This window comes from Mycolicibacter sinensis, from assembly GCF_001667945.1.
Classification (GTDB): domain Bacteria; phylum Actinomycetota; class Actinomycetes; order Mycobacteriales; family Mycobacteriaceae; genus Mycobacterium; species Mycobacterium sinense_B.
The window spans coordinates 53,613-64,634 of the sequence record NZ_LZJK01000057.1 but is presented as its reverse complement, the minus strand read 5'-3'; the positions used below and the strand labels follow the sequence as shown (position 1 = coordinate 64,634).

Below are 11,022 nucleotides of genomic sequence, written 5' to 3'. Positions count from 1 at the left end.
CGGCCGGGTCGATCGCGATGGCGCAGCTGGCCCACGACGGCGTCCCCCCGGAGTTGCTGCACTTCGTGTTCATCGGCGATCCGTCCGACGCCGACGGCGTCACGCCTAACAACCACAGCGACACGCTCTTCGACAGGCTCTTCGACATGCCGATCCTCAACGGCATCCAGACACCCAACGAGGCGTACCCGGCCACCATTTACACATTCCCGGGTGACCCCGTCGCCGATGCCAGCTCCAACTCGATGCTCGGCTTGTTCTACGAGCACGTCATGTACCTGGGGCTCACCCCCGAACAGGTGGCCAACCACATCGCCACCACCGACGGCATGATCACCGACGTCGACATCTCCGGTGACTTCGACCAGTTCAGCGCCTGGCTCAACGCCTGGCCCCACGGGCTGGTCGACAGCGGCTGGTGGGAGGGCCTGTTCTACTCGGTGGTGGCGTTCTTCTACAGTGCCTTCGGCAACATCGAGGACTTCTTCGGCGACTGGATGGGCATCCCGTGGAGCGGCGTCGAGGACACCCTCGACTTCTGGTTCCCAGCGGAGGCCTAGCGCGGACCGGGTCAGTCGGCCTGGTCAGTCAACGAACTGGTAGCGCACACCGAGTGCGCGATAGGTGCGCTCCGCCCGACAGTCGCGGGTCAGCAGGACGCGCCGATTCGTCGAGGCGGCCTGACCGACAAGAGCGTCATAGACGGACCCGCCGACGATGCCGAGGTCGGCGAGCCGCTCGAAAAGATCGCCGGTCGCTCGTGCGTCAAGCCAACACGCGGCCGGGAATGCCTTCGCCAGTACCGAGCCGGCCTGAGTTGCGTTCAGGCGCAGCGGAAGGGGCAGGCGGGTCAGCACCGAATACGTCTCGAACGCCGCGTGACCCGCAAGCGCGGGTCGACGTTGAACAAGGGCGTGGCGGCAGGCCGCGTGGGCTTCGTGGGCCGAGTCAAGAGCGGCGACGGCAACGCTGGTGTCGCAGGCCCAAAGGTCATCGTTGGATGTCATCACGAAGTCGGCGCACATCTTCGTCGGTCAACACCGCACCCTCCACCCGGCCGAGTACCGGAAGACCGTCGCGGGTCTCGATCGGGCGGGCACGCCGCTGGACGGGCTCAATCCGTAGGCCAGCTCCGTCCGGAATCAGTTCGAGCTGCGTGTCGGGGGTGATCCCGAGCGCCACCCGCAGCGCTTTGGGGATGACCAGCCGTCCTAGTCGATCCACCGTCACAGTCATGGCACTAAATTACCATCTAATTGGCAAAAAGGGCGTGACCAGGCATCCTGCCGTGCAGCAGTTCTCACCGACGCCGTGCCCGGCTAGCGTCGACTCGTGGCGGTGTCGAGATTGTGCGTCGCTCGGGCCTGCGCCGTTGGAAGCGTCTTGTTCGCTCTTGCGGCGGCCCCGGCATGTGACCGCCTGGAGCCCCCACCACCTGCTGTCAGCACTGCGACAACCACCGCGGCGGCATTGGTGCCGCGTGCCGACGCGCCCTCCCTACCGCGCCCCGAGCTGATCGCTCCGGTCTCTCAGCTGATGAACGACGCGATCGCGGTTCCCCGGCTGCCGGGTGCGGTGGTCCGGATCGGGCACGCCGGCACGGTCGCCTTCAGCCAGGCTTTCGGCGCGCGCAGGCTGGCAGACGAACCCGCGCTTGACGGCTCGCCCGCACCGGCCGAGCCGATGACCGAGGACACGATCTTCGACATCGCGTCGTTGACGAAGTGCCTCGCGACGGCCGTCGCGGTCCTACAGCTCTATGAACAGGGCCGGGTGGCGATCGACGAACCCGTCCAGACCTATCTGCCGGAGTTCAACGAGGCAGGCGACCCCCGACGCGCCCAGGTGACGTTGCGCATGCTGCTCACCCACACCTCGGGCATCGGTGGGGATTTGAGCCACCAGGGGCCGTGGGGCCTGACCGAGGCCGACCAGGCCGGTGGTGTGCATCGGGCACTGACCGCGCCGCTGGAGTTCGGCCCCGGCGAGATATTCCACTACTCGGACATCGGTTTCATCGTCCTGGGCGTACTCGTCGAGACGATGACCGGCCAACCGTTGGACACCTACGTGCAGGACCACGTCTTTGCGCCGCTGGGCATGACCGACACCCGCTACCTGCCCGCCGTCAAAGCCTGTGGCCCCCACCGGATCCGCGGTACGGCCATCGCATTCGACACGAGCCTCGCTCAGGGCGGTGGGTGCCCGGCGGACAGCTGGAGCACCGACCTGTTGGCCCGGATCGCGCCGACGGCCCATGACGAAGACTCCCCCGGGATCAACCCCGACTACGACCAGCTGCTGCGTGGCACCGTGCAGGATCCGACGGCACGCCGCATGGGCGGGGTGGCCGGCAGCGCCGGAGTGTTCTCGACCGCCGCCGACGTCGGCAGGTACGCCCAGGCGCTGCTCGATCGGCTCGCCGGGCGCCCCAGCCCGTTTCCGTTGCGGCAATCGACCCTGGAGTTGATGACGACACCGCAGCAACCCGGGCACGACGCCGCACAGCTGGCGGGTGCGAACGCCGCTGCGCAACAGGCGAATGCAACGTCGCCCAACAGAGCCGATCCCCTGCTCTCCGCGCAGTATCCGGCGATCATCGGACAGGATCTCCGCGGTTTCGGCTGGGATATCGATACGCCGCACTCCCGGCCGCGCGGCATGATCTTTCCGATCGGCAGCTTCGGGCACACCGGATTCACCGGCGTGACGCTGTGGATCGACCCGGGATCGGATAGCTACGTGATCGTGCTCGCGAACGTGATCCATCAGCGCGGCGGTCCGCCCATCGCAGGGCTCAGCGGCGATGTGGCCACCGTGACCGGCCGGGCGCTGCATCTGTACGGCAGCTGAGGGACCTGCCACCCCGTGGTCGCAGCCGGCCGCGCGCACCTGGCGATAATGGCCGGGTGGCCGATCGCAACGCTCCCGCTATCCCCGTTATCGCGTTGACGGGGTATCTCGGGGCGGGCAAGACCACGCTGCTCAACCATGTGCTGCGCGCTCCGGGCGCTCGAATCGGAGTCATTATCAACGACTTCGGCGAACTCAACGTCGATGCCGGCCTGGTCACGGGCCAGGTCGACGAGCCGGTGTCGATCGCCGGTGGCTGCATCTGCCATCTGCCGGATGAGGGTGGGCTTGACCAGGCGCTGGAGAAGCTGGCCGACCCGAAGCTCGCGCTCGACGCGATCATCATCGAGGCGAGCGGGGTGGCCGAACCCGCCGACGTGTCGCGAGTGATTCGGTTCAGCGGGGTGGAGCGGATACGCCACGGCGGTGTTGTCGACGTCATCGACGCAGCGGAGCACTTCGACACGGTCGACACCGGATCCGCCCCGCCGCAGCGTTACGGCGTGGCCTCCCTGGTCGTGGTCAACAAGCTGGATCGGATCGCCGAGGATGCCCGCGAAGAGGCCCTCGCTCGGGTTGAAGCCCGTGTGCGAGAACTCAATCCGCACGCACACGTGGTGGGTGCGACAGGAGGACGCGTGGATCCCCGGTTGCTCTACGACGTCAGCGACGGCGGTGAGACCGGGCAGATGTCGTTTCGGGAACTGCTCCTCGACGCGGCCGCCGACGCCCACCAGGAGCACCACGATCACGTGCATGCGGCATCGGTGACCGTCGTCGGCGGCGGCACCGTTGACCCGGGACCGCTCATCGACCTGCTCGAACAGCCGCCGCAGGGCGTCTACCGGATGAAGGGAACGGTCGCGATCGGCAAGCGCCACTACCTGGTCAACGTTGTCGGCACCTCCGTCCATGTGGTGACCGCGCCTACGGGGTCAGGGGCCAGCCATCTCGTCGCGATTGGTACGCACCTCGACATTGCGGACGTTCGCGCACGACTTGAAGAAGCTCTTCGCCCGGCCGGCGAGAAGGTGGCCGCCGCCGGGATGCGACGGCTGCAACGGCTGCGGCGCTACAGCATCTAGGCCGCGTCGCCGCTAATGCGCGTAGGCAGGGGTGTTCGTGTCGCTGTCCAGACCGGAATCGCCGGCGGCGGCACTCGCCGATGGTTGCTCGACGCGCCAGCGCGGCAAAGCCGTGGGATGCGTGCGCTGCAGCCACTCGACCATGCCTTCACGGACAGCGCATCTGAGGTTGAACAGCGCACCGGAATCGGCCGCGCTCACCGTGATCCGCACCCGGAGGTAGCCGTCGACGGCGTCGGTGACCACCAACCCGCTGGATCGACCATCCCACATGTCGCTCGCTGAGAGCAGTCGGTCCAGCTCGGCGCGCATCGGCTCAACCGGTGCAGTGAAGTCCACATCGAGTTGAACGGTGCCGAGCAAGTCCGTCGTTCGGCGGGTCCAGTTTTCGAAGGGGGTCTTGGTGAAGTAGGTGGTCGGAAGGATCAGGCGTCGCTGATCCCAGATCTGGACCACGACATACGTCAGCGTGATCTCCTCGATGCGTCCCCACTCACCTTCGAGCACGACGACGTCGCCGACCCGGACGGCGTCGGAGAACGAAATCTGCATGCCGGCGAACACCGAGCCCAGGGAGGTCTGCGCGGCCAGGCCGGCGACCACCGAGAGAATCCCGGCCGAGGCGAACATCGTGGTGCCGATCTGGGTGAAGGACGGAAAAGTCATCAACGCCGCGGCCGTGCCGAGGACGACAACGACGGCGATCGCGAGCCGCCGCAACGTGGTGATCTGGGTTTTGACCCGCCGCTGGAGCCGGTCGGCATCGCTGACCTCCAGCTCGCCGCCGGCGAAGCGGGCGATGGCGCGCCGCTCCGCCAGCAGCGTGAACGCGGCAACCAACCAGGTCATGGCGGCAATCATCAGGATACGGAACAGTTGATCGACCCAGCCACGGCCCGGCGCCGATGCCAGAACAGTTGCACCGACCGCGATGCGCGCGGCAATCACCATCAGGATCACCCGAACCGGCATTCGGGTCAAAGCCGCGAAGTCGTTGACCAGGGCGCTACGCCGGCTGACGCGCTGCAGCAGCCAATACAGCGCCCAACCGAGCACCCAGGCGCCGGCGATCGCGCCCGCCAGCCACGCGGTGGTGGCAGCAAGGTGGATCGCGGAACCTCGATCGAGTTCTTCTGGCATAGCCATATCACCTCTTTCGGTCGGATTCGGATCGCCCGTGCGTCTCGGTGAGATCGCCGTTGCGCCGCCGATGCTGCGTGCCGGTGCGACGCGACAACGCCGGTGCGAAAATGCCCGTACCGCAATACCCCGTTGGGGGTGTTTTTCAAACGGTCGCGGGGCCGATGAACTCGACGCCCGCGCGAATTGCGGGACGGTGCCGCAAGATTCGGAAATGCGCCAGCCGGCCGAGACCCGACGTCGTCATCAAGTTGGCGCCAGGCCAGGACGCGACGACCCGTTCGCTCGTCTCGTAGGGCGTCTCGGGATCATCGGGGTCGTGGATGAGCAGCAGCGGAGGATAGCCGGTCTTCTTGGCGACCCGAACCATGTTGGTGTCCTCCAGCGACATGCCGATGCGGCGTTCCAGGCGTCGATGCAGGCCGGTGCGGATCCGTCGGCCGAAGTTGTGGCGCGCGGCGAACAGATCAAGGTAGATCGGGAACTCGCCCATCGGCGCGAGGAATACCAAACGTCCGACCGTCGCACCCCACGACGCCGCGAACGCGGTCGCGTTGGCCCCGAGGGAGTGGGCGACAACCGCGCGGGCCGGCCCATGGGTCCGGATCATGGCGGCAACCGCTTCGGCGCACTCGATGGCGGTGGTGCGGCCCGGTGCGAGCGCACCCGGATCTGACTCGTTATGGCTCGGCAGGTCGAACGCGATGACCCGATGCCCGGATTCGACGAGAGGTTTGATGAACATGCCGAGGTGCGGGCGACGCCCACCCCAGCCGTGCACCAGGTAGACCGGCGGCCCCTCGCCCCAGGCCTCGCCCACCACCCGGTGCCCGTCCCAGTGCGCCTCCAGCGGCTGACCGGGCGGCACGCCGGGCGGCATCCGCAGGCTGGACTCCATCACCGGTGGGGTGCACCACAGTTCAGTCGCCCACCGCGACCCGATTGCCGGGGCAACTCGCTCCAGCAGCCAGAAGGCCCGACGCACCCGCGGCGCGACCGGCGGTTGGACGCCGGAGCCTTCCACATCCAGAACGATGGGGCTGGGAGAACTGGCATCCCTTCGAGTGGGCGGGTTCGCTGGATCTGCCACACATCGAGGTTAGCGAGATGAGGCAGCCCGAGCCATCCTCCAGCCGGTAGCGGTTCACGCCTGAAGTGTTGGCGTGATCGCCGCATCGATGCTTGTGGTGTCGCGGATGACGGTGGTCAGATTGCGGCGTAGCGCCTCGGCGACGATGACCCGAGCGAACAGGTCGCGGTGTTCTGGTCGCTGAGGATCACGGCTGCCGGCCGAACCGCGCGGTGCCGCGCTGATCGAGACGAGCCGCGCGACGGGCCGACCATGGCTGGTGAGGGTGAATGACGCGCCGGCCTGGACGTCGGGGGATGACGCGATGTCAGAACGAAGTCGGTGCGTCGGAAGAACGCAGTTCACCGATCTGTTCGGGCTCGTCGCTCGCGGCTCCGAGGGCACGAGCAAGTTCTGGCAGGACGGCTCGGTCTTTCCGGTCGTGCCCGTCGAAGCAAATCACCTCGCCGTCCTGGTGGAACCTGACCCAGAGCTGGGGCCGGTCGCGCCAGGTCGACTCCCAGGATTCTTTCCACACGACGTAACGGACCGTCGCGCGATCAAGCTTCCACGCGTAGAGGCTCCCGCGGGGGCGTTCGGCGATGGCACCGTGCTCGAACACGTACACACGGGCGCCCTTGACCCGGACCATGCCGACCAGCAGCGGTACGGCGAGCCACACGGTGCAGCCGAGGAAGAACAATCCGGCGATGCCGGAGGCGACCATGCCGGGCAGGGACGGGGCATCGTTTCCGCTCCACGGCGAGGCGAACCACGCCATCCAGGAAAACACGCCGGCCCCAACCGGCAACATCAGCACCGCGATCGCCAAATGCCGGTCGCTCATACGGTTTACCCGAAACGATGCCTGATACGCCCCGTACCCTTGCTCTCGGGCGATCGCCGCCGCACGCGGGGTGAGGTCATCCTGCGGCGCTGGAAGTCGTGCAGTCATAAGGCCCGGTCTCGTCGGGTGCGGCGGCCCGGGTGGGCCACCCGGCCTAGTGTGCGCCTCTGTCCGACCACACCGCCGGTGCGCCTTCGCGTCATCGGCCAACGACGATACCGTTGAGCAGGTTTTCCAGGGCCACGAGGGAATCCTTGCTCGCGCGCTTCGGGTCCGCTGAGCGGGCAACCGTCATCGCGGCTTCGCACATCGCGCCGTGAATAAGGTGCGCCAGCGGCTCCACGCGCTGGCGGCCGAGGTGGCCGTCGGCGATCGCTTGCGACAGGCCCTGCCGCAGCAGGGAAGTGACATGCTCGTCCTCAAGCTTGCGCATCATCTCCCAGCCGAGGACAGCGGGCGCGTCGATCAGCGTGATGCGCTGAACCCCCGGATCCAGCACAGCGTCGAAGAACGCTCGGCAGCCGGCCAGGAAATTCTGCCAGCTGCTCTTGCCGCCTCGGGCAGCGCGCAGCACCGCCTGGCCGATCGCGGCCTGCTCGGCTTCGTAAACCGCGGCGAACAGCGCGCGTTTGCCGGCGAAGTGGTGGTAGAGGGCGCCCTTGGTCATGCCGGCACGTTCGACGATGCCATCGACGGAGGTGGCGTCGAAGCCGTCATCGGCGAATGCGCGGCGCGCCACCGACACGATTTGCTCGATGGTGACGCGCGTGCGTTCTGCCTGGGTACGCGGGCCGGTCACAGCGGTCAGCATAACGTACTTGCGGTACATACTTGCGGTACATACCGGCAGTCTGTTTATACTGCCGGTATGCAAATCCGACGGCATGTCTGTTCGCTCTGCGAGGCCGGTTGCGGTTTGGAGAGCAGCGTGGACGGGGGCGCGGTCGTCTCGATTCGCGGCAATCGTGACCACGTGTTGAGTCGCGGACATGTGTGCCCGAAAGCCCTCGGGCTCAAGGAGCTTCACGTCGATCCCGACCGGTTACGTACACCGCATCTTCGCGGCGCCGACGGGCGGCTCCAGCCCACGTCCTGGGAGGAGGCGTTCGCGGTCGTCGATCAACGACTCACCGCGGTGATCGACCGGCACGGTGCAGATGCCGTGGCCGTGTACCTCGGCAACCCGGTGGCACACGACTTCGCCACGACGCTGTATGCCAGTGCCGCGATGCGGGCCCTGGGCTCACGCAATATCTACACCGCCAACACCGTCGACGCGATGCCGAAATTCGTTTCCTGCCAGCTGATGTTCGGCGGGATGTACACGGTGCCGCTGCCCGACGTCGACCGCTGCTCCTATCTGTTGATCTTGGGCGCGAATCCGGTGGTGTCCAACGGAAGCCTGCTCACCGCTCCCGGGATGCGGGCCCGGCTACGCGCACTGCGTCACCGCGGCGGACGGTTGATCGTGGTCGACCCCAACCGAACTCGAACCGCCCAGGAGGCCGACGCGCACTACCCAATCCGGCCGGGGACCGACGCGCTGCTACTGGCGTCGTTAGCGCAGGTGCTGTTCAGTGAGGGTCGAATCGATCTTGGTCGGCTGGGCCCGCACGTTCGCGGCGTCAAGACCGTGGAGGAGGTCGTGCGCGAGTTTTCTCCGGAGACCGTTGCGCCCTATTGCGACATCCCGGCCGAGGAGATCCGCGGGCTCGCACGTGATCTCGCCGCCGCGCCGGCCGCGGCCGTGTACGGCCGTACCGGCACCTGCACTCAGCGATTCGGGACCGTGACGAGCTGGCTGGTCGACGTCCTCAATGTGCTGACCGGCAACCTCGATCGGCCCGGCGGTGCCATGTTCGCCCGCCCGGCGGCCGATCTGCGACTGGTGACGGCGGGGCGGACGGGCAGCACGATCGGGCGGTGGCGCAGCCGGGTGCGAGGCGCCCCCGAAACGCTCGGCGAGCTGCCGCTGGCGTGCCTTGCCGAGGAGATCGACACGCCGGGAGCAGGGCAGGTGAAGGCGCTGATCACCGTAGCCGGAAATCCGGCGCGCTCAGCCCCGAACAGCTCTCGCCTCGCGGCGGCGTTCGAGCAGCTCGAGCTCATGGTCAGCCTGGATCTGTACCGCAACGAAACGACCCGGCACGCGCACGTAGTGTTGCCGGCGCCCTCGCCGCTGACCAAGCCCCACTACGACTTGTTTTTCGGCCATTTCGCGATCCGCAACACCGCGACCTATTCGCCGCCGGTGCTGCCCGCGCAGCCCGGAGACCAGGCGGACTGGCAGATCTTGCTGCGCTTGATCGGAATCCTGGCACGGCAAGGCGCCGCAGCCGACCTGAATGTGATCGACGATATGGTCGCCGAAACGCTGAACCGTGCCGTCTACGGGGCCGGGGAAGCCGGCGTCGATTCGCCGGCCGAGCTGGGCGGCCCGGAACGTCTGCTGGACATGTTGTTGCGGGCCGGGCCGTACCGCGACGGTGACCAACCGCTGACCCTGGCCCGAGTGCGCGAGTACCCCGACGGGATGGATTTCGGCCCCCTGACCCCACAACTGCCCGGGATACTCAACACGCCGTCGGGGCAGATCGAGCTCGCCCCGCCACCGCTGGTCGACGATGTCGCCCAGCTGCGCACCAGGCTGCTCCGGTCCCCGAAACGCAGCATGGTGTTGATCGGGCGGCGTCACCTGCGGTCGAACAACTCCTGGATGCATAACCTGCCCACGCTGGCCAAAGGACCAGACCGGTGCACGTTGCAAATTCACCCGACCGACGCCGCACGCCTGCAGCTCAGCACGCACGCCCGGGTAAGGTCGCGCGCCGGCGTCGTCGACGCCCCGGTGGAGGTGACCGACGCGGTGCGCCCCGGCGTGGTCTCACTACCGCATGGGTGGGGACATGACGAACCCGGAACGGTTGCCGCTTTCGCGGCACAACAGCCGGGAGTCAACAGCAACATCCTGGCTGACGGTCTAGAACTCGATCCGCTATCCGGCACCGCGGTGCTCAATGGCATCCCGGTACAGCTCACTGCGGCCCCCGCACCGCCGACCAAACCGTAACTGAGGAGGCAACGTTCGTGCGCGCCATCATCCAACATGCGTGGGACGGCCCCGCCTCGGTACGGTTAGCGGAGGCCCCTGAACCGCGGCCGGCTCCGACCGAGGTGAAAGTCCGGGTCCACGCCGCAGGCGTCAACCCGGTTGACTACTACACAAGTGCAGGTCGGGCATACAATCGGGTGCTCACTCTCCCGTTCATTCACGGCTGGGACGTGGCAGGGGTCATCGAGGAGATCGGCTACGGCGTCAACCGATTCCAGGTCGGCGATCGGGTTTTCGGAATGCCGTGGTTCCCGCGGCAAGCGGGCGGGTACGCCGAGTTCGTCACCGGGCCGTCACGGCACTTCGCGGCGATGCCCGCCGGATTAGACTTCACCGAAGCAGCCGCCCTTCCGCTCGCCGGGCTCACCGCATGGCAGATGCTGGTCGACGTCGCCCACGTTGCGCCCGGCCAGCGCGTGCTGATATCGGGAGCCGCTGGGGGCGTTGGGCATTTGGCGGTCCAGATCGCCAAGGCGCGCGGCGCCTACGTCATCGGCACCGCCCGCGCCGCCAAACACCGTTTCCTTGCCGAGCTGGGTGTTGACCAGGCGGTGGATTACACCGTCACGCCGGTCCACGAGGCGGTCCGCGAGGTCGACGTGGTGATCCAGATGTTCGGGGGTGATGCCGGTATCGAGGCATTGGCGTGTCTTCGTCCCGGCGGGATCCTGGTCAACGCTCAAGCCGCCTGGACGCCAGGGCTTTACGAGCGTGCGAAGGAACTCGGCGTTCACGCCCGCGGCTACCTGGTCGAGCCCGACGCGGCCGGCCTGCAGAACCTCGCGCAACTCGTCGAATGCGGACAATTGCGGGTGCACATCGCCGAGCAGCTCCCGCTCTCCGCCGCCGCACGTGCCCTGACCATCAGCAGCCAGAGCCGCACCAGCGGCAAGATAATTCTCACGGTGGCGTGACC

10 protein-coding genes and 1 pseudogene are annotated in these 11,022 nt (G+C 67.4%); 5 read left to right on the top strand and 6 right to left on the bottom strand.

Going from position 1 to position 11,022, the window contains the following annotated elements; genetic code table 11:
- Window positions 1-560 (top strand): annotated as a pseudogene (locus A5694_RS07570) (PE-PPE domain-containing protein); the annotation flags it as partial.
- 24 nt (window positions 561-584) lie between these two features.
- On the opposite strand, the gene A5694_RS07565 reads toward A5694_RS07570, so the two are convergent.
- Both A5694_RS07565 and A5694_RS07560 read right to left on the bottom strand, forming a co-directional pair.
- Entirely contained in the window at window positions 585-1,007 is a 423-nt protein-coding gene (locus tag A5694_RS07565) for a type II toxin-antitoxin system VapC family toxin (protein ID WP_064921219.1), read from the bottom strand.
- A complete protein-coding gene (locus A5694_RS07560) occupies window positions 991-1,236 on the bottom strand; it encodes an AbrB/MazE/SpoVT family DNA-binding domain-containing protein (RefSeq protein ID WP_064921218.1) in 246 nt (81 codons plus the stop codon). The genes A5694_RS07565 and A5694_RS07560 overlap by 17 nt, the downstream gene beginning before the upstream one ends.
- A gap of 96 nt (window positions 1,237-1,332) precedes the next feature.
- On the opposite strand from A5694_RS07560, the gene A5694_RS07555 reads away from it, so the two are divergent.
- Complete coding sequence (locus tag A5694_RS07555; protein WP_234786334.1) at window positions 1,333-2,853, top strand: serine hydrolase domain-containing protein; 1,521 nt, start codon at window positions 1,333-1,335, stop codon at window positions 2,851-2,853.
- A gap of 56 nt (window positions 2,854-2,909) precedes the next feature.
- Window positions 2,910-3,938: a CobW family GTP-binding protein gene (locus tag A5694_RS07550; RefSeq protein WP_064921216.1), complete on the top strand. Its 1,029-nt coding sequence runs from the start codon at window positions 2,910-2,912 to the stop codon at window positions 3,936-3,938.
- Between the two features lie 12 nt (window positions 3,939-3,950).
- Here A5694_RS07550 and A5694_RS07545 read toward each other — a convergent pair whose 3' ends face one another.
- From A5694_RS07545 to A5694_RS07530, 4 genes are all read right to left on the bottom strand, one after another.
- Window positions 3,951-5,078, bottom strand: coding sequence for a mechanosensitive ion channel family protein (locus A5694_RS07545; protein ID WP_064921215.1), 1,128 nt, complete (start codon window positions 5,076-5,078; stop codon window positions 3,951-3,953).
- 145 nt (window positions 5,079-5,223) lie between these two features.
- Window positions 5,224-6,168 (bottom strand): alpha/beta fold hydrolase, encoded by a 945-nt coding sequence (locus tag A5694_RS07540; protein WP_064921214.1) that lies wholly within the window; start codon window positions 6,166-6,168, stop codon window positions 5,224-5,226.
- 307 nt (window positions 6,169-6,475) lie between these two features.
- Window positions 6,476-6,994: a hypothetical protein gene (locus A5694_RS07535; RefSeq protein WP_064921213.1), complete on the bottom strand. Its 519-nt coding sequence runs from the start codon at window positions 6,992-6,994 to the stop codon at window positions 6,476-6,478.
- A gap of 199 nt (window positions 6,995-7,193) precedes the next feature.
- On the bottom strand, window positions 7,194-7,793 hold the full coding sequence (locus tag A5694_RS07530; RefSeq protein ID WP_082952568.1) for a TetR/AcrR family transcriptional regulator: 600 nt from the start codon (window positions 7,791-7,793) through the stop codon (window positions 7,194-7,196).
- Between the two features lie 69 nt (window positions 7,794-7,862).
- Here A5694_RS07530 and A5694_RS07525 point away from each other — a divergent pair, with 69 nt between their 5' ends.
- Both A5694_RS07525 and A5694_RS07520 read left to right on the top strand, forming a co-directional pair.
- The gene (locus tag A5694_RS07525) at window positions 7,863-10,064 is read left to right on the top strand and encodes a molybdopterin-dependent oxidoreductase (protein ID WP_082952564.1); all 2,202 of its coding nucleotides are present in this window, start codon (window positions 7,863-7,865) and stop codon (window positions 10,062-10,064) included.
- Between the two features lie 17 nt (window positions 10,065-10,081).
- Window positions 10,082-11,020 carry an NADP-dependent oxidoreductase gene (locus A5694_RS07520; RefSeq protein WP_064921211.1) on the top strand — a complete coding sequence of 313 codons (939 nt, stop codon included), beginning with the start codon at window positions 10,082-10,084 and terminating at the stop codon, window positions 11,018-11,020.
- Window positions 11,021-11,022: the final 2 nt, after the last annotated feature.

Bases quoted from the DNA above. Each gene is read 5' to 3' on its own strand.
- A5694_RS07565 (WP_064921219.1), bottom strand. From the start codon at position 1,007: ATGACATCCAACGATGACCTTTGGGCCTGCGACACCAGCGTTGCCGTC.
- A5694_RS07560 (WP_064921218.1), bottom strand. From the start codon at position 1,236: ATGACTGTGACGGTGGATCGACTAGGACGGCTGGTCATCCCCAAAGCG.
- A5694_RS07545 (WP_064921215.1), bottom strand. From the start codon at position 5,078: ATGCCAGAAGAACTCGATCGAGGTTCCGCGATCCACCTTGCTGCCACC.
- A5694_RS07535 (WP_064921213.1), bottom strand. From the start codon at position 6,994: ATGAGCGACCGGCATTTGGCGATCGCGGTGCTGATGTTGCCGGTTGGG.
- A5694_RS07525 (WP_082952564.1), top strand. From the start codon at position 7,863: ATGCAAATCCGACGGCATGTCTGTTCGCTCTGCGAGGCCGGTTGCGGT.